The sequence below is a fragment of the Massilia agrisoli genome (assembly GCF_020831365.1).
GTDB lineage: Bacteria > Pseudomonadota > Gammaproteobacteria > Burkholderiales > Burkholderiaceae_D > Telluria_A > Telluria_A agrisoli.
This window is the reverse complement of the sequence record NZ_JAJHPV010000013.1, coordinates 561,549-582,778: the sequence shown is the minus strand read 5'-3', so window position 1 is coordinate 582,778 and position 21,230 is coordinate 561,549. Positions and strand designations below refer to the sequence as shown.

The following is a 21,230-nucleotide window of genomic DNA, read 5'->3' as shown; positions in this document are numbered from 1 at the left end:
TTACACACTCCAGAGAATTTGAACGGCCCAGGCCGCGCAGGCAACCAGCCACAGGATGGTGGCGATTTGCAGTGCCAGGCGGATACCGACCGGCTTGACGTAGTCCATCCAGATGTCGCGCATGCCGACCCACGCGTGATAGAACAGCGCGGCAAAGGTCACCAGCGAGAACAGCTTGAACCACTGCTGGGCGAACAGGCCGGCCCAGCCTTCATAGGTGAAATTCTGGCCGGTCAGGAAAGTGACCAGCAGGATCACCGTGTAGACCGCCATGACGATCGCGGTCACGCGCTGCGCCATCCAGTCTTTCCAGCCGTAGCCGGCGCCGACGACGAGGCGCTTAGGTCCGACGTTATTCTTTGCCATCAAAATACTCCAAACAATTTAAGACCGGCGATTGCGGTCAGCACCAGGCTGACGGCGAGGACGCTGACAGCGGACTGGCGCGACGAATCTTTTTCGATACCAACGTGGAAATCCATGAACAGGTGGCGTACGCCGGCGCAGAAGTGGTGCATATAGCCCCAGATCAGGCCCAGCAGGACCAGCTTGGCAAGGGGATGTTCGAGGATGCCGGCGAAACGCGCGAACGTCATTTCGGAGCTGATCGACAGCTGCAGCAGGTACAGCACGAACGGCAGCAGCAGGAACATGACCGCGCCGCTGACGCGGTGCAGGATCGACACGTACGCCGACGGCGTCATGCGGTAATTCATCAAATCAGTAACATGGATATTACTGAATTGCGGCCGCTCTTTTCTTGGAACTTCTTTCACGGCTTCGGACATAACAAGACCTCCCCTTAAAACAAACTTAATAAGTAACCCGCAATTTTCGCCTATTTCCCTGACCGGACCAATATCTAAATACCAAGATGCGGTAAAAGCAACGAGAAAACCGGGTCAATCCCTGCCAATTTCTACATAACAACGTATCTTAACCGCAACGCATAAGGTCTGCAGCAAGGGTCCCTGGTTTGCCAATGCCGCCTGCCTGATCCGTCGTTCCCGCGCAGGCGGGAGCCCATGCAAGCCAGCCCTCACACACCGCATGGATTCCCGCCTGCGCGGGAATGACGGTAAGGGTGGCGGCTGCCGCCCCGCGCTTACGACAGATCATTCTGGTAGTGGTGGTTGGTGGTCAGGTACAGGCCACGGCGCAGCTCCACCGCCTTGTCTCCATAGGTGTACGACACCCGCTCGGCGCACAGCAGCGGCGTGCCTTCCAGCACATGCAGGTAGCCGGCCGCGGTGGCGTCGGCCGCGACGGCGCGAATCTTTTCAGTGGCGCGGATCATGCGCGTGCCAAATTCCGACTCGAACAGCCCATACATTGGACCCTTGTATTCAACCAGGCGTTCAGCGGTCAACCCCCTGAACAGCAGGCCAGGCAGCCACAGCTCTTCCAGGATGGTCGGCTCGCCCTCGAACGACTGCACGCGCTTGATGTACACCACCGCGTCGCCGCTCTTCATATCGAGCAGGCGCGCCACTTCCGCGGGCGCGCGCATGCGCTTGACTTCGATGATCTTGTTGTCGGGATGATGGGGCACGCCCTCGTCGGGCATCAGCCGCAGGAAGCGGAAATGGGCGCGCGCCTCGTGGTGGGTGGACACAAACGTGCCCTTGCCCTGGCGCCGCATGACCAGGTTTTCGGCCGCCAGCTCGTCAATCGCCTTGCGCACCGTGCCCTGGCTGACCTTGAAGCGGGCAGCCAGCTCGACTTCGCTGGGAATGAGTTCGCCCGGCTTCCACTCGCCCGATTGCAGGCTTTGGGTGATCAGGGCCTTGATCTGCTGGTACAGCGGACTGAAGGTGGGTGAACCGCCCGTTCCATTGCCGGCGCCGCCTGCGCCAGATGGGGCGCCATTGTTGTTCGAATTCGACGAGACAGGGTTCATAGACCAAGATTTCACCACAAAAGCACATGTCCGTCCAGCATTAAGGGGGCTACTATTCTGTCTTATATAAGACATAAGATATGAATTGACAGAACTACCCTGCCCGCCTACACTCGCGATCGATTCCGGCTTGCGCGCGCGTGGGCAACATAAACACGCCCTGCGCCTGGCCGGGTTGATGGTGCGCGCTTTTGGTATCATTGCACTTTTGCTGAACCGGCGTATCCTCAGCTTCGACCGTTTTCTTTCTCACTTTGGAGATTCACCATGGCTAAGACCCCAATGCGCGTTGCCGTCACCGGCGCCGCCGGCCAGATCGGCTATTCCCTGCTGTTCCGCATCGCCAACGGCGACATGCTGGGCAAGGACCAGCCGGTCATCCTGCAACTGCTGGAAATCGCTGACGAAAAAGCACAAAAAGCGCTGAAGGGCGTCATGATGGAAATCGATGACTGCGCATTCCCGCTGCTGGCCGGCATGACCGCCCACTCGGACCCGATGACCGCTTTCAAGGATGCGGACTTCGCCCTGCTGGTCGGCGCGCGTCCACGCGGCCCTGGCATGGAGCGCAAGGACCTGCTGGAAGCGAACGCACAGATCTTCACCGTGCAGGGCAAGGCGCTCGACGCCGTCGCTTCGCGCAACGTCAAGGTACTGGTGGTCGGCAACCCAGCCAACACCAACGCCTACATCGCCATGAAATCGGCGCCATCGCTGCCGGCCAAGAACTTCACCGCCATGCTGCGCCTGGACCACAACCGCGCCCTGTCGCAGGTTGCTGCCAAGACCGGCAAGCCGGTATCGTCGATCGAAAAGCTGGCAGTCTGGGGCAACCACTCGCCAACGATGTACGCCGACTACCGCTTCGCGACCATCGACGGCCAGTCGGTCAAGGACATGATCAACGACGACGCATGGAACCGCGACACCTTCCTGCCAACCGTCGGCAAGCGCGGCGCAGCGATCATCGAAGCGCGCGGCCTGTCGTCGGCAGCGTCGGCAGCCAATGCGGCGATCGACCACATGCACGACTGGCACCTCGGCACCAACGGCAAGTGGACCACGATGGGTATCCCGTCGGACGGTTCGTACGGCATCCCGCAGGACACCATGTTCGGTTTCCCTGTAACCGTTGAAAACGGCGAGTACAAGATCGTCCAGGGCCTGGCCATCGACGAGTTCTCGCAAGAGCGCATCAACCTCACGCTCAAGGAACTGACCGAAGAGCGCGAAGGCGTTGCCCACCTGCTGAAGGCTTAAGCTTAAACCTTAGCCCGCAACACCCGCATCGTCGTTCCCGCGCACGCGGGAACCTATGCTGAGCGGATTCAGTCAGCTCGGTATGGGTTCCCGCCTTCGCGGGAACGACGGCGAAGTAAGAGAAGAAATACCATGCATCCATCCGAGGTTTTATTCCAGGGTAAACGCCAGCCACTGCTGCTCCCGGCCTGCGACCATTATTGCGGCACCGAGAAGCTGATGCTCAAGTCGATGGCCCTGCAACAAGAGCTTGGCCCCCTGTTCGACATCACGTTCGACTGCGAAGACGGCGCCGCCGCCGGCGACGAGCCTGCGCACGCCCAGCTGGTCGTCCGCCTGCTCAATGACGAAGGCAACCGCCACAACCGCATCGGCGTGCGCGTGCACGACGTCTCCAGCCCGTTCTTTGAAGCCGACATCGCCGTGATCGTCGGCGGCGCCGCCGCGCGCCTGGCATACGTGGTGCTGCCAAAAGTCGACAGCACCGCCGACGTGATGCGCGCGATCGACCTGATCAACCAGCACGCCGCCAAGGCTGGCCGCACTGACCTGCCGGTGCACGTGCTGATCGAAACCCACGGCGCCCTGCGCGACGCCTACAACATCGCCGCCCTGCCCCAGGTGGAATGCCTGTCGTTCGGGATCATGGACTTCGTTTCGGCCCACTACGGCGCGATTCCCGGCGCCGCGATGCGTACGCCGGGCCAGTTCACCCACCCGCTGGTGGTGCGCGCCAAGCTGGAGATGGTTGCGGCATGTCATGCGCACGGCAAGGTCCCGTCGCATAATGTGACCACCGAAATCCGCGACACCGCCGTCGTGGCCAACGACGCCCAGCGCGCGGCCGCCGAATTCGGGTTCACCCGCATGTGGAGCATCCACCCTGACCAGATCAAGCCGATCATCAAGGCATTCACGCCCCGCCTGTCCGAGGTAAACGAAGCGACCAACATCCTGACCGAAGCGATCAACGCAAATTGGGGACCAATTGCGCAACACGGGCGCTTGCATGACCGAGCCAGCTACCGATACTATTGGACAGTTCTCCAGCGGGCCCGCCTCGCTGGACTCGGCCTGCCCGACGCAGCCGCCGCCCTTCTCGGCCAAGACCCTCACACGGAAGCTACCTGATGCCAAAACTTATTCGCGAACTGCTCGTTGCCTGCGGCCTGGCCCTCGCAACCGCCACCCTGTGCGTTCCTGCCATGGCCGCCGAACCGGCCAAAAAGCCGGTCAAGGCCAAGGCCAAGAAGGCCAAGGAAAAGCACCCGAAAGCCGTCGACGTCCTGCCCGATGAACCGGAACCGGACATCACCGACAGCACGACCACCGACTACGCCTGTGAACTGAATAACAAGGTCACGATCTACCACAATGACAATGATCCGGCCCACATCGCGCTGCGCTGGAAAAAGCGCCTGCACCGCCTTGACCGCGTCGGCACCACCACCGGCGCTCTGCGCTTCGAGAACGTGCGCTACGGCCTGGTGTGGATTGGCATTCCGTCCAAGGGCATGCTGCTCGACTCCAAGCTGAACCGCCAGCTGGCCAACGAATGCAAGAACGACGAGCAGGCTGCACAAGACCTGGTCGAGGCAGAAGAAGCAAAAACAACATCAGCGCAGTAAACCGTCGTACCGATCAAGCAATAACAAAATACCCCACTGAAGGAGAGGACATGTCCCGCAACACACTGAACACGCTCAAGGATTTCAAACTGTCGGCAGGCCAGAAAGGTAAGTTCTACTCGCTGCCGGCACTGGAGAAAAGCCTGGGCGTGAATATTTCGCGCCTGCCGGTGTCGATCCGTATCGTTCTCGAGTCCGTGCTGCGCAACTGCGACGGCAAAAAAGTGACCGAAGAACACGTCAAGCAATTGGCGAACTGGGCACCGACCGCAGACCGCACGGACGAAATTCCGTTCGTGGTCGCGCGCGTAGTGCTGCAGGACTTCACCGGCGTTCCACTGCTGGCCGACCTGGCCGCGATGCGCAACGTCGCCAGCAAGATGGGCCTGAACCCAAAGAACATCGAGCCGCTGGTGCCGGTGGACCTGGTGGTTGACCACTCCGTCACCATCGACCACTACCGCGAGCCAAAGGCGCTGGACCTGAACATGAAGCTGGAATTCGAGCGCAACAACGAGCGCTACCAGTTCATGAAGTGGGGCATGCAGGCATTCGACACCTTCGGCGTCGTGCCACCGGGCTTCGGCATCGTCCACCAGGTCAACCTCGAGTACCTGGCGCGCGGCGTGCACAAGGCAGAAGACGTGTTCTACCCTGACACCCTGGTCGGCACCGACTCGCACACCACCATGATCAACGGTATCGGCGTCGTCGGCTGGGGCGTGGGCGGCATCGAAGCGGAAGCGGGCATGCTGGGCCAGCCGGTCTACTTCCTGACCCCGGACGTCATCGGCGTCAACCTGACCGGCGCGCTGCGCGAAGGCTGCACCGCAACCGACCTGGTACTGACCATCACCGAAATGCTGCGCCGCGAAAAAGTGGTCGGCAAGTTCGTCGAATTCTTCGGCGCCGGCACCGAGACGCTGTCGCTGACCGACCGCGCCACCATCGCCAACATGGCGCCTGAATACGGCGCGACCATGGGCTTCTTCCCGGTTGACGACGCCACCGTCGAATACTTCGAAGGCACCGGCCGCACCCAGGACGAGATCACCGCGTTCCAGAACTACTTCAAGGCGCAGAACCTGTACGGCGTGCCGAAAGAAGGCGAAATCGACTACACCCGCGTGGTATCGCTCGACCTGTCGACCGTCACCCCGTCGCTGGCTGGTCCAAAGCGTCCGCAGGACCGTATCGAGATCGGCAACGTCAAGAACAACTTCATCGAACTGTTCTCGAAGCCGACCACCGAAAACGGCTTCAACAAGAACCCTGTTGAACTGACCACGCACTACACGACCAGCAACAACGTCAACGTGCGTAACGGCGACGTGCTTATCGCCGCGATCACCTCGTGCACCAACACCTCGAACCCGAGCGTGCTGCTGGCTGCCGGCCTGCTGGCCAAGAAGGCTGTCGAAGCCGGCCTGACCGTTGCCCCGCACATCAAGACCTCGCTGGCTCCTGGCTCGCGCGTCGTCACCGAGTACCTGACCGCTGCCGGCCTGCTGCCGTATCTGGAAAAGCTCGGCTTCGGCGTCACCGCTTACGGCTGCACGACCTGCATCGGCAACGCCGGCGACCTGACTCCTGAACTGAACCAGACCATCACCGAGAACGACATCGTCGCCTCGGCCGTCCTGTCGGGCAACCGTAACTTCGAAGCGCGTATTCACCCGAACATCCGCTCGAACTTCCTGGCCTCGCCACCGCTGGTCGTCGCATACGCGATCGCAGGCAACATGACGCGCGACCTGATGACCGAGCCAGTCGGCAAGGGCACGGGCGGCAAGGAGATCTACCTGGGCGACATCTGGCCAACTTCGAAAGAGATCGCTGCGCTGATGAAGTTCGCGATGAACTCGGAAGTCTTCAAGGCCAACTACGCGCAAGTCAAAGGCGCGCCAGGCAAGCTGTGGGAAAAGGTCTCGACGGTCAAGGGCCAGGTCTACAACTGGCCAGAGTCGACCTACATCGCGGAACCGCCGTTCTTCGCGGACTTCGAGATGACCCCGAAGGCGGCTGCGACCGGCATCTCCGGCGCGCGCGCACTGGGCGTGTTTGGCGACTCGATCACCACCGACCACATCTCGCCGGCAGGCTCGATCCAGGAAAGCGGCCCGGCGGGCAAGTGGCTGAAGGATCACGGCGTGATGAAGGCCGACTTCAACTCGTACGGCTCGCGCCGCGGCAACCACGAGATCATGATGCGCGGTACCTTCGCCAACGTGCGAATCAAGAACCGCATGATCCCTGCCAAGGCAGACGGCTCGGCGGTTGAAGGCGGTATCACGATTCACCAGCCAAGCGGCCAGCAAATGTCGATCTACGACGCAGCGATGAAGTACGTTGCTGACGGCGTGCCGACGATGGTGTTCGGCGGCGAAGAGTACGGCACCGGCTCGTCGCGCGACTGGGCTGCGAAAGGCACCCAGCTGCTGGGCGTGAAGGCAGTGATCACCCGCTCGTTCGAGCGCATCCACCGCTCGAACCTGGTCGGCATGGGCGTTCTGCCGCTGCAGTTCATCGGCGAAGACAGCGTACAGACCCTCGGCATCACCGGCGAAGAAACCTTCGACCTGAAAGGCCTGGAAGGCGAGATCAAGCCACAGCAACTGGCGACCCTCGTCATCCACCGCAAGAACGGCGACGTGCAAGAAGTGACCGTGCTGCTGCGTATCGACACCCCGATCGAAGTTGACTACTACAAGCACGGCGGCATCCTGCCGTTCGTCCTGCGCCAGCTGTTGGCACAGTAAGCACAACTACCCTTGCACCAGTGCAAGGATTAGTCCAAAAACGCCGGATTCGTCCGGCGTTTTTTTATCGTCGTTCCCGCGAAAGCGGGAACCCATGCTGAACACGCACCGGCCGCTGCAAGGTTGCGTAGGGCGGAAAAGCGCGCAGCGCGTCATCCGCCGAACACAATCCCATCTTGGAAACTTACCAACACCCTTAGGGCGGATAAGCGCAAAGCGCGCATCCGCCGCCCTTGCGCCAGCCCCGCCACCAGTAACAATCTGCACCATTCTTGCGCAGTGTTCATCCCCCCACCCCGAATCAACTACAATACGGAGATAAGGGTTTATCATTGTTCATAGATCAATCGAACCGTTCACTTCACTTACAAGAGACTCTTAGCGTTATGCGTCGACCATCCAAAGATCCATCGAACAAACTGTCGGCCGAAAGCCAGCGACTGGTCAGCATTTCCCAATCAATCGTCCAGGCCGGAAGCCGCCTGGAAGAACGTTTATTTGAACGTCAGCTCGATACCCAGCTTCAGAAACTCCTCAAGACCGGCCACCAGGACACCGTCGACTCGACCCTGAACGTGCTGTTCAAGGACGACCTCAACGCGTATGACGTGCTGATGGAAGGCGTCGAAGCGATCAGCGAATCGTCGACGATGACTGACATGGTCGACGGCGTCGAGACCACCTACCAGGCGCTGCTGGTCGCCGCGCCGGTGCTGGCATGGACCCGCTTCTCAATCGCCTCGGGCAGCATTCCGGGCGAGCTGCTGACGGTCCTGTCGGCCCACTTCGCCGCGCACCTGCTGGCGGACGGCACGCAGATGTCGATGGCCCCTACCCTGTTCGCGATCGACCAGTTGCCGCGCACGCACGCCGAAACGTATGCGATGACGCACAAGCTGGCGCAAGCCGCGCACAAAGGCACCAGCGTCAAGCCGCTGGCGCGCCCCGCCGACACCGCGCCGTTTTTGGCCGACACGCGCTACCTGCTGGTGGCAGTCGTCGCCCCGCTCGGCGCGCCGCTGTTCCGCTGGCAGGAAGCCCAGCACCTGAACAACTTCACCGCCGAACGCGAAGCCGCGCTGGAACAATGGCGCACGCAAGCTACGCCGACCATCGCGCGCCTGCTGCCAGGCTGCGGCATCGAGATGCTGCTGCCGGAAGCATATTACGTGGCGTGCCGCGAGGCTGACAAGCTGATTCGCCCGGTGTCGATCCGCGCTGCGGTTCATTACCTGACCAATACCTTGGGTGTGGAAGCATCGGACCTGCGCGCGGTGATCGCGGCGTTTGGCGAGGAGACCACCGACGGCCAGATCGACGAGTACCGCGTGTCGTTCACGATGCGGCAGGAAGCGGACGTCATTTACGGCATCGTGTGGCCGCTGTACGGGCAAGAGGACGAAGAAGGTACGCCGCTGGAAGGGCTGACGCATGCTGGGTTCGTGTCAGGTACGATCCAGCGTCCGATCGACGAGATCGTCGCGCACCTGAACGATTGTGGCATCACGCATATCAAGCGCCATAACGAGCGCTTCGTTGTGGAGTACTGCGATGATTGCGGTGCGCCGCTGTTTGCTGATCCGACCGGGGAACTGGTGCATGCAGAGATGCCGGAGGATGCGCCGCAGGGCGGCGAGCATTTTCACTAAATCGAACGCCCGAGTATCGGGCGGTTTCGAGAATGGTCCTCTGGTGGTGCGACTTAAGCTACCGAAGCCAATGTCGGCATTAGCCTCCAGTTTCGAAAGACTTCTCCAAGGCTAGTTCTTAGCATATTTCTCTTGGTTCGTGCCTAGTAACGCTCGAAGCAGAAGCGCGGAACGCATCGCGGCAGCACGTTGAACCCCGTCACCCTTCGCAGCGCTACCAAAATCACAGACGCCCTTCATTACGATTCGTTGACATTCATGTGAATTGAATTCGGCCGCTGCGTAAATTGCATATGCTTCCATTTCGAGCCCAAGCATTTTTCGATGCTGTGCCTTCACCTCTTGCATCACTGTCGCAGAGGCCACTACACTCAATCCCGACACAATGGGACCAAAATGAACTTTCCAAACTGAATCCGTGTCTTGCGGGTAATATTGCCGCGTGACGTCCTTCGAAAAATCAGCATTCAATGTTAATGCATGTAGATCAGTAATTAACGTCCGCGAACCCCGATAAGGTTCAGGCGCGGCAAGTAAATGCGGTCCTTCCGCAGAATCTTTAATTTTACCGCCCTGCCATTCCCAACTTTGGGTTGCGACAATGACATCGCCAAGTGAAATGTCATTTTCGAAGCCCGCGCAGATTCCGGTCATCGCGATCAACCGAGGATGGAATGCGCTAATGAACTTGTCGGCAAGTATCGCTGCAGCGGTTAGACCCATCTGCCATGAATACCCTGCAACGATACGCAATGACCTTCCCTCCACCAAAACTTCTCCCTCCCAGTACAGAGTTTTACCATCAAGTGACCGCGGGCCGCGCAGCTCGGGGAACACTTTAAGTATGGACGTAAACTCAGGATCTTCAAGCGCCGTAAGAATAACGACGTCCGCAGCGAGCTGTTCCGTAAACTCCGCGGACATAAAACGAACATGCTTGATAAAGTATGAGAGCGAATCGGCCCAAGCCTGATCAGTCGGGGAGTACTTAAGCAGAACCCATCCGTGTCTGTGGAGTAGCTTAGACGCCTTCGCGTAGAGATCCTCGACGCCAGAAATTCCTACAACATATCTCGGCCGGTGATACTCATCGTCGACAAAAAGCTGCTCCAGTAACAACATTCCCGCTGTGTCGTCCGCCACCTCACCGACTCGAATTGGGAGGCGAATATCCAATATCATCAAATCAAACGCCTGAGCAGCCAAGGCGCAACGCGCATCGACAAGGCTTGAGGCGGTATGTAATGTGAGTGAGTTTGTCGTGTCCGCTAAAGTTTGACGCAACACAGACGTAATTCGGTCACGCTTCGAAACATCGTCCTCAACTATTAAAATTTTCATGGCTCAGCCCGCGCTTTTCATCAAACTATCAATATCCATTTTCCAGTTATCATTGTCGGTTAGATAACGAATTAACCCTAGGAACTGGGGTCCAAATTCCAATGACAAAAGCCGCTGCAAAGTATCAATATCAACAACAGTCGAGCCTTCGCTCAATGCCTCGAATTGAGTGACGACAATCACTTGCGTGCCTTTCGCTACGAAACTCAGGTATCGAAAAACAGCCAAGCCACCTAGTCCTTGCGCGCCATCCGCACCCTCGTCATGATTCGGGATGGCCATATCCAGCAAGACCAAATCGAAACTAGATTTATCGATCTCATCAATTGCTCCCGATACTGACACCGCAACCCGCAGCAGTGCACACCAGGATTGCCTATTGACGAAATCAATTATTTTCTCGCGCTTAAACTCATCATCTTCAACTAAAAGTATGCGCTTCATAATGAATTCTCACCCTCATCAGCGGTAAAACCGAATCCCATCCAAATATCGACGGCGAAACGCCGCGACTCGGAAATCGAAAACTCAATATACCCCGGTCGATTACCCCTAGTTGCCAGCCACGCCAATTTAATCAGCCCGCTTCTCCCCTCACTTACAAGCGCACTACGATGCTCCGAGGACCTCATCTTTTCACGAACTTCCGACAAACGACGCTCAATCTCAGATATATCCCTTTCCACATTAATTTCGCTCGTCGCAGAAATATGCACGCTCCCGGAGTTGTTAGTGTCTTGTATCCATTCAAATATTAAATCCACTTTCGCATACGCGTCGAAACCAGAATGCTTGTAAACATTATCAAAAATAATAAACAGCGCATCCGTAACTCGACTAATGTTAGATCCGGAAAACGATAGATTTTGCGGTACAGCTAGAGGTGAAAACTCAATGACGAAATTCGGTCGGATTTTCTTGAAAAGCCGAGTTGCCAATTCCAAAATCTGACGTGCTGTCAACTTTGTGTCACTAACCGGATCGCTAGTTACTTCAAACCATTTTTTAACGGATCTTGTAGCTTCTTGGAGCGCTCGACCGCCTTCGTTGATAGCAGAAATAACTGTAGCGCGGTCGGTATCTGCTAAGCCACTAGTCCCGACCAATCGCCGCAGATCAACCAACAACGACTCACACCGGTTCAGGATCTTTACGTCAATCGCACTCGACACGTATTTCAACGAATCCTCAAGTGAGGTCTGAAAAGCTTTCCAAACGCGATCAAAGAACTCGTCAAAACTGCGCGCCGCCTCCCATTCATTATGGTACACATCCCACAGCGCTTTATGAAGTCCTGGAACAAACAGTCCCGCAGGTTTTGATTCCGTTTGAATCTGCAATAGATCGTTTCGGAAGTGTTCGACCAAGACATCAAATTCCGCTTGAAAGGCAGCGAGCGCTACCAAGTAGTTCTCGACGGCAACAGACGAAGACTTATGGAGTGCGGCGATCCAAAATTCCGACCTGGCGTCGCTCAAATTCGTTCCACTACCTAACAATTTTGACTGTTCTAATGGCGCTCGCAGATATCCCGCGAACGACCCGTGCCGAATTCGAAGACTAAGAAAATGGTCAAGGCCGTCATCCTCTTTCCAGAAACACTTCTTGAAAATCATTTTACCCATGCTAAAAATTGGATCCTTGAGATTCGCAATCAGTGTGGATCCAATTTCTGTTGGATTCTCGTAAATTTGCTGACGCACATTGCTTTCAATTTCTTCGATAGTCAATGCCATCTTCGTGGTGCGAGACTTCTTGGCGTGCAAGAACTCCTCTCGGTACGATTTAACAGCCCATCTCTTAATTCCCTCACGATCAACATTTATGCGTGAACTTTCAACATCACGCTCTGCCTTTCTAATATCCTGCAGCTGCAAAATTTCTACCGTTTCGCCGATGTACCGGTCGCTATAGTCTTTGTCGACGTCGAGTAAAGCGGAGCAGATCTCGATACGGAAGCGTTCTAACTGCTCGGTTGTTTTGAGTTGTCCAACTAGGCGCAAATTTTTCGGGAGAAGAATCTCGCGAAGAATAAATATAACCCGCGCATCATTCATAGAGTATTGGGATAAAATCATTACCACCCAGTCGTCTTTTAGTATCCCGAGCAATTTCTTGCAGGCGAATTCGAGGAGGAATCTTTTTCTCGACTCTCGATCTCCGAAGGACGTGAAATATAAACCAATAACCGTGTCAAGCATATCGAACCCACTGAAGTCATCCCACTCATCTCGGCCATCAAAAACGTCAGCAAACGGCAAAAATCCACTGCTTCCAGTAATGTTAATTGCGATCTGCACACAATATTTTAGGGTTTGAGCCTGATTCTTTTGCTGCACAAACGTGGCAATTAGAGCCAGATATGAACCATAAGAAACCGGGTGCTCGAAGCTCAATTGAGCATGATCAGGTGAGGATACGGTGTCAGTTATAAGCCGTAGGCTATGAGAACAATATTCTTCCTTCAGCCAAGGGCTTGGTTGATATATCACACTCCATGGGAGCATTTCGATGAGTGAGTGGAGGTCGGAAGTTCCGGTTGATCGAATGTTGCAGCTTGAATAGTAAAGCAGGTATGTCAAGTCTCCTGCGACCGGAAGGAATATCCCGTCAGCCCATGCTTGAGCAGATTGACTCCACGGGAGAAATCGAAATTTCGCGATCAATGTATGTAGCTGTTCGTAAGTGGAAATTAGCTCGGCCCGTTTTTCTTTAAACGGCAAAAGCGCTTCTAGCAAACTCATCTCTAAGGGACCAAAGTTTGTCGAATCCACGCCAATTTCGTCAGCCTTCGGACGGGATGCCAACGCAAGAATGCCTATAGCGTCAAGGTCCGGAGAGAACGCTGGATCGGTTTCGTTTAATGTCCTATCAGCAGTCCATTCCCGCCCTGGTGAAATTTGAGACGCTAGTACAGCTCCGAAGGTTTCGATGCGTATGTCACCCAACCCACGTAACGACTCAATACTCTGGAGAATTTGCGTGTAACCGTCTTTCGCGCCGCCCGATAGAAAATATCGAGGGAGGATGTTGAGTAGCCCCTCGTAGGAGTCTATTAGACTAAACCATGAGTTGATTCTTACGAAATCGCTCAAAGCTTCAAGACTCGAATTATCCGTGCCAGCCTTGACTGCAAGGAAATTTCGCATATCAGCGCGCTGCAAATTCTTAAGGCGGGCAGTCATACGCCTTTGAAAACCGCCGAGTGAAGTGTCCTCGTCGAACAAATCGATAAACACTTGCGCCAGAAAATCTGGTACCGAACCGTATCGTTTCGTGCGCAAAGCTGCATATTGCTCCAACGCCTCGTCATTGTCGAGCAAACTAAGAATGCCGATCTTGGCCTCAATTCCCCAAAGAGTTTCGCCAAATCTGATGAAATGATGCTCCACAACCTCTAACGCATCTAATAGCTCCGACTTATTTACGTGGAGTGTGAGCTGCCTAGCCATGGCGACATGCTCACCCAACGTCATTTTTTGACCGATGAGCTGAGAGCTAGACCATGAAATCTCCCGTTCCAAAGGAAGTGTAGCTAGCAATGGCGGTGGTGGTAATTTACTAAGGTGATCGGTTCTTGAATTGATTAACGTGTTGCGGCCGTGAGGCCGGATCCGCCTGATCTTTGAGAAAAGCTGAGTATAGCCAGCCGGACTTAATCGGCACCGGATTCGATCGACTTCGTCGAAGAAGCGACGGTCATTTTTTGCCGCGCTACGCAGCGCCACCAACATTGGATCACTCAATCTAATTTCCTAAGAAAAACTATCTGACATGCTAATCAGGGCCATACGGGAATCTTCAGGCCTTACTCTAGACACTCATCGCGTTGCCGCGAGCTGTCAGGCGACATTAATGTCGTGCAGTGCTTCCAGCATTGAGCGGACTTCGTCGCGTCATGGCCGCGATCACCCGCTCCGCAAACTCCGCCGAGTTACCGGAATGCCAACGCCAGACGACCACCAAGTCGTGATCCGGCGAGACCGTAATCGTATTGCTTCCAGCTCCCAGCGCTGCAAATGCATTCGACGGCAGCCCCGGCAGATTCTTCCCCTTCGTATTCAGCCACCACAGGTAGCCGTAATCCGGCCCGTGCTCGCTCGGCGTCAGCGCCGCCTTCACATACGACGGTTGCAGCAGCTGTTTGCCGCCCCACTGCCCGCCGCGCAGCCACAGGTAGCCAAAGCGCGCCATGTCCCATGAATTGATCCACATGCCGCCGCCCCAGCGCGTGCCACCGCTGACCGACGGCATGCGCTTGCCTTCATGCTCGACATAGCTGTTCGCATAAGGCACCCACTTCCACGACGACGACGCGCCGATCGGGTCCATCACCTCCTGCTGGAAGGCGTCAGGCATGCTTTTGTCCATCACGCGCAGCAGCGACAGCGCGAAGCGGTTGATGCGCACATCGTTGTATTCGTAGAAGCCGCCCGGCTGCTTCAGTTCGCGCGGCTTGCGCTCGCCCTTACCATAGTGCGCGGCGCCGATGAAGTCATCCTTCTTGCCCCACATCTCGCCCTGCCACTCTGACTCCTGCTGCAAGTGCATCTTCCACGTCACCGCTGCATTGCGCGGCGACGCATAGCCGCCGTCCTTGACGGTGGCTGCAACCGGCTGGTCGACTGAGGCGATGCGCCCGTCGCGAAGTGCGACGCCGGCCACGGTGGCCAGCATGCTCTTCGCCACTGAGTAGGTCGGGTCAACTGCGGAGGTATCGCCAAATTCCGCAACGACGTAGCCTTTGTAGATCACCACGCCGTTGGTCTTTGCGCGCCGCGTTGGCATTGAACCTAACAAGGAACCGAACACCTGCTCCTGGTCCGAGAGGTCAAGCGGACGTTCGGTCTCGTGCTGTTGTGCGTAGCTGACGGCTTCCGCCAGCTTGGCTGGATCCATGCCCAGTTCAGCAGGCGACTTCTTGGCCCATGTGCCGGCCGGCGGGAAGTAAGGAGTGGATTGCGCGAAGGCGCTGATCGCGGTCGATGCAGCAAGCGCAACGCACAGGCGCAGCGCGGTACGGCGGGATGAAATCATGTTCGGCCTTGAAAAGGTAAGGACTATGTCAATGCTGATGTTATACGTCGTTCCCGCGCAGGCGGGAACCCATAGAAGGCGTCACTTAGCGGTCGCGGTATGGGTTCCCGCCTGCGCGGGAACGACGAGCTACCACTGCGAGAACGGCAGGCGGATCAGGCTGGAGTTGTAATAGCGCGGGTCATCGGTAACTTCGTCACCAATCCACGACGGCTTGTCGAACTGCTGGTCTTCGGATTCGAGTTCCACCTCAGCGAACATCAAGCCCTGGTTCGCGCCGAGGAATTCATCCACCTCCCAGGTCAGCCCCGCGAACGGAATGCGGCGACGGTACTTTTCGATGATGGGCTTTTCGCACAGCTGATCGAGAAGCTCGTTGGCATCGGCCAGCGGAATCTCATACTCCCACTCGCCGCGCGTCGCCCCGCTACTGCGGCCCTTGATCGTCATGGTGGCGCGCTCGCCTTCGATGCGCACGCGCACCACGCGGTCCGGCTGCGACGACAGGTAGCCCTGGCGCAGCAACACAGGCTCGCCCAGGCTACGCCACTCGTCGCCCGCAAGCAGGAACTTGCGTTCGATTTCGACGCCCACGATCAGTCCAGCGATTGCAGGATCGGCTGCAGGATCGCCGCGCCCAGCTCGGAGCTGCGCGCGCCGTTCCAGCCGGTGTACGGGTCAGGCAGGTCAGCGTTGTCCTTGAACGGCATTTCCAGCGTCAGCGACAGGCACTTGAAGGTGTGGCCGATGTACTTGGAGGCGAGCGTCAGCAGCTCCTCGTTGTACTTGGAGGCGGCATACCCGTAGACGTTCTGGAAGTCCGGGCTGGCGGCCATGTACTGGTCCACAAAAGCCTTCTGGCGCGCCGCGCGTTCCGGCGTGAAGTCGGCCAGCATCTCGTTACCAGCCACGAAGTTGTACGGCAGCGCTTCGTCGCCGTGGATGTCGAAGAACATGTCGACGCCGGTTTCGTGGATCTTGTTTTTCACGCACAGCACTTCAGGGCTGCGCTCCAGGGTCGGGTTCATCCACTCGCGGTTCAGGTTTGCGCCGGCCGCGTTGGTGCGCAGGTTGCCGCGGGCCGAGCCGTCCGGGTTCATGTTCGGCACAATGTAGAACACCGCGCGCTGCAGCAGCTTGCGCGAGATCGGGTTGGCGTTGTCGAGCAGCGCGTCCATCATGCCTTCGACGAACCATTCGGCCATCGTCTCGCCAGGGTGCTGGCGCGCGATGACCCAGATCTTCTTTTCCGCAGCCGGGTTGCCGATGACGACCAGGTTCATGTCGCGGCCATCGACGGTGGTGCCGATGTCGTGCACGCGCGCGATCGGGTTTTCCGCCACTTCGCCCAGCAGGCGCAGGTGGCGCTCCCACGAATACGGCTCGAAGTAGGCGTAGTAGACGCTGTCAAGTTCAGGGGTGTGGGTGACGGTCATGACCTGGCCGTCGAAGGTGGTCGGCACGCGGAACCAGTTTTCGGTGTCGTAGCTGGCGCAGACCTTGTAGTCTTCGAAGCCCGGGGCGTAGGTCGCCTTGCCGGCATTCAGGAAGCGGATCGTGCACGGCTGGTTGCGCGCACCCTGCAGGCGGAAGTGGAACCACTGGTGGATGTCCGCGTGCGAGTCGCTGCGCAGGTTCAGGTCGATCTGGCTTGCGCTGTCCGCCTGCACCACCTCGATGGCGCCGGAGTCGAAATGCTGGCTGATTTTGATGGGCATGGCTGCGTCCTTTTGTTGAGCTTCAAAAGAACAGAATGATAACCCAGCCCCGCCCCGCTGTGGCTCCCTGCGGAGCCAGTCCGCGGGAGACGGCGCTTATTCGGCGTCGAGGTCGATCAGGTCTTTGCTGTATGCAACCATCATCTGGCGCATCAGTTCGACATTCGAGCGGTTCAGCAACACCATCAGGTCCGGGCCGCGGTCCAGCGCGAACTGCATGCGGATGGCGTCCGCAAACTGCTTGCAGTTGACCGTAAACGCGCGCGGGGTGTTGGGATTGTCCCAGTCATACTGTTCGATACGCGGCACCATGGCGGGCGGCGTCAGGCGCGGGTCCTGGTTGACCGGCAGGTGCTTGAGCAGCCAGAAAACGATCGATGCAGGCACGAAAATACAGGTTTCTTTCCCGCCCTGCGGCAGGAACTTGACCAGCAACAGGTTGCCGATCCGGTCGCACGACATGTTGAGGCTTTTTACTTCACGGATAACCGGGGTTTTCACGAAATCGTTTCCTTGTGGGATGAAAAAAGGCGCGACGATTCTACCGCATCCTTTCAGCGTTTTGGTGAATTGGAAAACAAAATGGGGAGCTTTCGCTCCCCACGGTTATTCCGCTGTTGATTGCTTAGCGGTTGCCGGACTTGCTGCCGCTGCGGCTGCCACTCTGGCTGCCGCTTTGCTTGCTGCCCGACTTGTTGTCGGACTGCTTGCTGCCCTGCTTGCCGCTTTGCTTGCTGTCGGACTGGCTGCTGTCCGATTGCTGGCCACCTTGCTTGTTGCCGCCTTGCTTGCTGCCCGAACTGGCGTTGGCGGACTGGCGATTTCCGTGGCTCATGCTGCCGGCACGGCGTGCTTCCTCGGAGGTGAACTCGTGTGCGGTTCCCTTCTGGTGTGCTGCCTTGCCGCCTTCGCTGGCGATTTCACGTTGGCGCTGCGGATCCATCGATGCAAATCCGCGGTTACTGGTGCCACTGCCCGACTGCTTGTTGCCCTGATTGTTTGTAGCCATGGTGAATCTCCTTAGACTGGAAAACCCCCGCCGATGCGTAGGGCCATTGCTCCGACCGCCGGCGGTATGCCGATGAGTAATCGAGCAAATCCATCATAGGCAGCGTTAACACAAGCAGGTATAGGAGAGCGGTGACAGACTTTGTAGGACTAGATGAGATAGAAATTGCGATTTAAAAAGAGAAAATTCCAGAGGTAAAACAGCTAGGAGCGAGTCCTACAGCCATGCGGACTGTGTGCCGATACGGCCATGCAATTTTTACGAGCATCATGGGAACCCTAGCAAGGCCGCGGCGGACTGGACGGTTAGCCACCTCCCCCGCCAAATGCGGTTACCTAATTGCTTCCCATACACTCGAAAGGAATCGACATGAACTCGAACCAACGCAGCCAGGGCAATAACCAATCGAATAACGGTGGCAACGAGAAATTTGAATCGTCGTCCCGCGGCGGCAAGAACGACGAGAGCAATGCACGCCAGGAGTCGCTGTCGCAGCAGTCCCAGCAATCTGCAAGCCAGCAGTCGGGCAAGCGCGACAGTGAAATGGGCAAGGACCGCCCACAGCAGAACCAAGAAGATCCATCGTGGGGCCGTGAGGGCAAGGCACAGCCGACCGGCGCTGACCAGATGGGCAATCCAGGCAACCGCCAGACGGGTCAGTCGGACTCGCAGCAGCAGGGCAAGCAGCAGCCAGGTTCGCAGCAGCAGGGTAACCAGCAGCAAGGTAACCAACAGCAAGGTAACCAACAGCAAGGTAACCAGCAGCAAGGCAAGCAGCAGGGTTCTCAGCAGCAGGGAATTCCGCGGCAAGGTTCTCAGCAGCAAGGCATGCCTAGCACCGACCGTACCGGGTCGCAGACTGGCAACCAGCAAGGCGCCAGCCCGCACAGTGGCCACATGGCTGCCGACCAGAAAATGGACGAGGACACGGGCCTGTCGAACACCGCCAATCGCCAGTCGGCGGAACATGAACAGGACAACCGCCAATCGCAGCAGAGCAATGTTGGCCGCCGCAGCGATATGACGGCTGACTAAATGTAGTTCGCGCGGAAAGCCCCGCTTTCCGCGCTCCAGCCCCCGGGAACGCATCATCCGGGAGCTAATAGCAGGCATCGCTTGTCCAATCCGTTATGGAACAGGACAAGCCCCGGCAAATCGAACGGCACGGCGTAGCGGCCGAGCTGTGGCAAATCGTTTCCGATTTTCGCTGGCGCATTCTCGCTTCCCTGCTTTTCCTCATCACCGCAAAAATTGCCACGGTTGCTGTACCGCTGGTGCTCAAACGCATCATCGACGCATTCGCCGCACCCGGCAAGCTGGCGATGCTCCCCATCTACTTGCTGGCTGGCTACGCCATCCTGCGTTTCCTCAGCACGCTGTTCAACGAGCTACGCGACCTGCTGTTCGCGCGCGTAACGCTGCGCACCGTCTCTGCGTACGCGCAGAAAATCTTTTCGCACCTGCACGCCCTCAGCCCCGCTTTCCACGCGCGGCGCCAGATTGGCGCCCTGCTGCCCGACATCGACCGGGGCACCAACGGCATCGCCTTCCTGCTCAACGTCGCGCTGTTCACCATCGTGCCCACGCTCATCGAAATTGGCCTGGTGCTGGCGGTCATGCTCGACCGCTACAGCCTGGGTTTTGCCGCCATCATCACGGTGATGTTCCTGCTGTATGCCGGTTTTACGCTGGTGTTTACCAACCGCCGCGTGATGTACCAGCGCCGCGTCAACAAGCTCGACTCAGGCGCGAAGGGCCAGCTGGCCGATAGCCTGATCAACTACGACACCATCAAGTACTTCGCCAACGAAAACATCGAGGCGGCCCGCTTCCACGACACCATGGGCAAGTGGCAGGAGGCCGGCATGGGCAACCAGAAGGCGCTGTTTACCCTGCACGTGGGGCAAAGCGCAGTGATCGGCGTGGGCGTTGGCGCCATCATGCTGCTGGCTGGCGATGCCGTGTGGCGCGGCGAAATGCGCGTGGGCGACCTGGTACTGATCAACGCCTACGCACTACAGGTTTGCCTGCCGCTCAACGCGCTCGGCTTCGTGTACCGCGAGGCACGTGACGCCTGGGTCAATGCTGAACGCCTGTTCGACCTGTTGCGGGAAAAGCCCGACATCAAAGACTCGCCGCGCCTGCCCCGCCTGCACGCCGACAAGGGCGAGGTCGTCTTTGATCGTGTCTCGTTCCACTATGACCCGGCCCGCCCGGTGCTGTCGGACGTCAGCTTTCGCATTCCACCTGGGAAGACCGTCGCCGTCGTGGGACGCAGCGGATCGGGCAAATCCACCCTCGCGCGGCTCTTGCTGCGGTTTTACGACCCGGTCAACGGCCGCATCCTGATCGACGGCGATGACATCAGCGAAGTAAGCCCCGGCAGCGTGCGCGAAGCCATCGGCGTGGTGCCGCAAGATACTGCCCTGTTCAACGACACCATCGGCTACAACATCGGATACGGCCGCATCGGCTGCTCGCGGGCCGACATCATTGCCGCCGCACAGGCCGCGCACATCCACGACCTCATCGATTCCCTGCCGGAAAAATACGACACCGAAGTCGGAGAGCGGGGCGTCAAGATTTCGGGCGGCGAAAAGCAGCGCATCGCCATCGCCCGCGCCATCCTGAAGGCGCCACCTATCCTGATTTTTGACGAAGCAACGTCAGCACTTGATTCAGATTCAGAGCACGCCATTCAGCAGGAACTGGAGCGCTTATCGCTGAATCGAACCACTCTCATCATCGCGCATCGGCTGTCCACGATTGTCGGTGCGCATTACATCCTGGTGATGGACAAGGGGCGCATTGTCGAGCGCGGCTCGCATCGCGAACTGTTGGAGCGCAACGGCATGTACGCACGCCTGTGGCTCTTGCAGCAGCGAATGGATGAGACCGGAGCAATGCAACGGGAAACGTCGTAGAGGTT

The 21,230-nt window shown here is 57.9% G+C and carries 18 protein-coding genes; 7 read left to right on the top strand and 11 right to left on the bottom strand.

Translation table 11 applies throughout. The annotated features are described in order from the left end of the window. The 3 genes from sdhD to LMJ30_RS11590 all read right to left on the bottom strand — a co-directional run bounded on the left by sdhD (position 1) and on the right by LMJ30_RS11590 (position 1,900). Complete coding sequence (gene sdhD, locus LMJ30_RS11600; RefSeq protein WP_229432502.1) at positions 1-366, bottom strand: succinate dehydrogenase, hydrophobic membrane anchor protein; 366 nt, start codon at positions 364-366, stop codon at positions 1-3. After that, positions 366-788 (bottom strand): succinate dehydrogenase, cytochrome b556 subunit, encoded by a 423-nt coding sequence (gene sdhC / locus LMJ30_RS11595; protein WP_229432501.1) that lies wholly within the window; start codon positions 786-788, stop codon positions 366-368. The genes sdhD and sdhC overlap by 1 nt, the downstream gene beginning before the upstream one ends. A 317-nt stretch (positions 789-1,105) precedes the next feature. Further along, complete coding sequence (locus LMJ30_RS11590; protein ID WP_229432500.1) at positions 1,106-1,900, bottom strand: GntR family transcriptional regulator; 795 nt, start codon at positions 1,898-1,900, stop codon at positions 1,106-1,108. Between the two features lie 267 nt (positions 1,901-2,167). Here LMJ30_RS11590 and LMJ30_RS11585 point away from each other — a divergent pair, with 267 nt between their 5' ends. The 5 genes from LMJ30_RS11585 (at position 2,168) to LMJ30_RS11565 (ending at position 9,196) form a co-directional block, all read left to right on the top strand. Continuing rightward, positions 2,168-3,160, top strand: a complete 993-nt coding sequence (locus LMJ30_RS11585) for a malate dehydrogenase (RefSeq protein WP_229432499.1) — start codon at positions 2,168-2,170, stop codon at positions 3,158-3,160. Positions 3,161-3,292: 132 nt separating this feature from the next. Next, positions 3,293-4,291, top strand: coding sequence for an HpcH/HpaI aldolase/citrate lyase family protein (locus tag LMJ30_RS11580; RefSeq protein WP_229432498.1), 999 nt, complete (start codon positions 3,293-3,295; stop codon positions 4,289-4,291). Further along, entirely contained in the window at positions 4,291-4,788 is a 498-nt protein-coding gene (locus LMJ30_RS11575) for an MliC family protein (protein ID WP_229432497.1), read from the top strand. Before LMJ30_RS11580 ends, LMJ30_RS11575 begins: the two co-directional genes overlap by 1 nt. A gap of 50 nt (positions 4,789-4,838) precedes the next feature. Then, entirely contained in the window at positions 4,839-7,547 is a 2,709-nt protein-coding gene (gene acnA / locus LMJ30_RS11570; protein ID WP_229432496.1) for an aconitate hydratase AcnA, read from the top strand. 386 nt (positions 7,548-7,933) lie between these two features. Further along, positions 7,934-9,196 (top strand): DUF2863 family protein, encoded by a 1,263-nt coding sequence (locus LMJ30_RS11565; RefSeq protein ID WP_229432495.1) that lies wholly within the window; start codon positions 7,934-7,936, stop codon positions 9,194-9,196. A gap of 111 nt (positions 9,197-9,307) precedes the next feature. Here LMJ30_RS11565 and LMJ30_RS11560 read toward each other — a convergent pair whose 3' ends face one another. From LMJ30_RS11560 to LMJ30_RS11525, 8 genes are all read right to left on the bottom strand, one after another. Further along, a complete protein-coding gene (locus tag LMJ30_RS11560) occupies positions 9,308-10,537 on the bottom strand; it encodes a phosphorylase family protein (protein WP_229432494.1) in 1,230 nt (409 codons plus the stop codon). 3 nt (positions 10,538-10,540) lie between these two features. Further along, entirely contained in the window at positions 10,541-10,981 is a 441-nt protein-coding gene (locus LMJ30_RS11555) for a response regulator (RefSeq protein WP_229432493.1), read from the bottom strand. After that, entirely contained in the window at positions 10,978-14,283 is a 3,306-nt protein-coding gene (locus LMJ30_RS11550) for a hypothetical protein (RefSeq protein WP_229432492.1), read from the bottom strand. Before LMJ30_RS11550 ends, LMJ30_RS11555 begins: the two co-directional genes overlap by 4 nt. 106 nt (positions 14,284-14,389) lie before the next feature. Continuing rightward, complete coding sequence (locus LMJ30_RS11545; protein WP_229432491.1) at positions 14,390-15,574, bottom strand: serine hydrolase domain-containing protein; 1,185 nt, start codon at positions 15,572-15,574, stop codon at positions 14,390-14,392. 129 nt (positions 15,575-15,703) lie between these two features. Beyond that, positions 15,704-16,168, bottom strand: coding sequence for a CYTH domain-containing protein (locus LMJ30_RS11540; RefSeq protein ID WP_229432490.1), 465 nt, complete (start codon positions 16,166-16,168; stop codon positions 15,704-15,706). A gap of 2 nt (positions 16,169-16,170) precedes the next feature. Further along, the gene (locus LMJ30_RS11535) at positions 16,171-17,292 is read right to left on the bottom strand and encodes a M14 family metallopeptidase (RefSeq protein WP_229432489.1); all 1,122 of its coding nucleotides are present in this window, start codon (positions 17,290-17,292) and stop codon (positions 16,171-16,173) included. Between the two features lie 96 nt (positions 17,293-17,388). Then, positions 17,389-17,793: a hypothetical protein gene (locus LMJ30_RS11530; protein WP_229432488.1), complete on the bottom strand. Its 405-nt coding sequence runs from the start codon at positions 17,791-17,793 to the stop codon at positions 17,389-17,391. 124 nt (positions 17,794-17,917) lie between these two features. After that, positions 17,918-18,301 (bottom strand): KGG domain-containing protein, encoded by a 384-nt coding sequence (locus LMJ30_RS11525; RefSeq protein ID WP_229432487.1) that lies wholly within the window; start codon positions 18,299-18,301, stop codon positions 17,918-17,920. 369 nt (positions 18,302-18,670) lie between these two features. On the opposite strand from LMJ30_RS11525, the gene LMJ30_RS11520 reads away from it, so the two are divergent. Continuing rightward, positions 18,671-19,336, top strand: coding sequence for a hypothetical protein (locus tag LMJ30_RS11520; protein ID WP_229432486.1), 666 nt, complete (start codon positions 18,671-18,673; stop codon positions 19,334-19,336). A gap of 95 nt (positions 19,337-19,431) precedes the next feature. After that, positions 19,432-21,225 carry an ABCB family ABC transporter ATP-binding protein/permease gene (locus LMJ30_RS11515; protein WP_229432485.1) on the top strand — a complete coding sequence of 598 codons (1,794 nt, stop codon included), beginning with the start codon at positions 19,432-19,434 and terminating at the stop codon, positions 21,223-21,225. Positions 21,226-21,230: the final 5 nt, after the last annotated feature.

Excerpts from the sequence above, each read along its gene's own strand:
- sdhD (WP_229432502.1), bottom strand. The coding sequence starts at position 366 with ATGGCAAAGAATAACGTCGGACCTAAGCGCCTCGTCGTCGGCGCCGGC.
- sdhC (WP_229432501.1), bottom strand. The coding sequence starts at position 788 with ATGTCCGAAGCCGTGAAAGAAGTTCCAAGAAAAGAGCGGCCGCAATTC.
- LMJ30_RS11590 (WP_229432500.1), bottom strand. The coding sequence starts at position 1,900 with ATGAACCCTGTCTCGTCGAATTCGAACAACAATGGCGCCCCATCTGGC.
- LMJ30_RS11585 (WP_229432499.1), top strand. The coding sequence starts at position 2,168 with ATGGCTAAGACCCCAATGCGCGTTGCCGTCACCGGCGCCGCCGGCCAG.
- LMJ30_RS11580 (WP_229432498.1), top strand. The coding sequence starts at position 3,293 with ATGCATCCATCCGAGGTTTTATTCCAGGGTAAACGCCAGCCACTGCTG.
- LMJ30_RS11575 (WP_229432497.1), top strand. The coding sequence starts at position 4,291 with ATGCCAAAACTTATTCGCGAACTGCTCGTTGCCTGCGGCCTGGCCCTC.
- acnA (WP_229432496.1), top strand. The coding sequence starts at position 4,839 with ATGTCCCGCAACACACTGAACACGCTCAAGGATTTCAAACTGTCGGCA.
- LMJ30_RS11565 (WP_229432495.1), top strand. The coding sequence starts at position 7,934 with ATGCGTCGACCATCCAAAGATCCATCGAACAAACTGTCGGCCGAAAGC.
- LMJ30_RS11560 (WP_229432494.1), bottom strand. The coding sequence starts at position 10,537 with ATGAAAATTTTAATAGTTGAGGACGATGTTTCGAAGCGTGACCGAATT.
- LMJ30_RS11555 (WP_229432493.1), bottom strand. The coding sequence starts at position 10,981 with ATGAAGCGCATACTTTTAGTTGAAGATGATGAGTTTAAGCGCGAGAAA.
- LMJ30_RS11545 (WP_229432491.1), bottom strand. The coding sequence starts at position 15,574 with ATGATTTCATCCCGCCGTACCGCGCTGCGCCTGTGCGTTGCGCTTGCT.
- LMJ30_RS11535 (WP_229432489.1), bottom strand. The coding sequence starts at position 17,292 with ATGCCCATCAAAATCAGCCAGCATTTCGACTCCGGCGCCATCGAGGTG.
- LMJ30_RS11525 (WP_229432487.1), bottom strand. The coding sequence starts at position 18,301 with ATGGCTACAAACAATCAGGGCAACAAGCAGTCGGGCAGTGGCACCAGT.
- LMJ30_RS11520 (WP_229432486.1), top strand. The coding sequence starts at position 18,671 with ATGAACTCGAACCAACGCAGCCAGGGCAATAACCAATCGAATAACGGT.
- LMJ30_RS11515 (WP_229432485.1), top strand. The coding sequence starts at position 19,432 with ATGGAACAGGACAAGCCCCGGCAAATCGAACGGCACGGCGTAGCGGCC.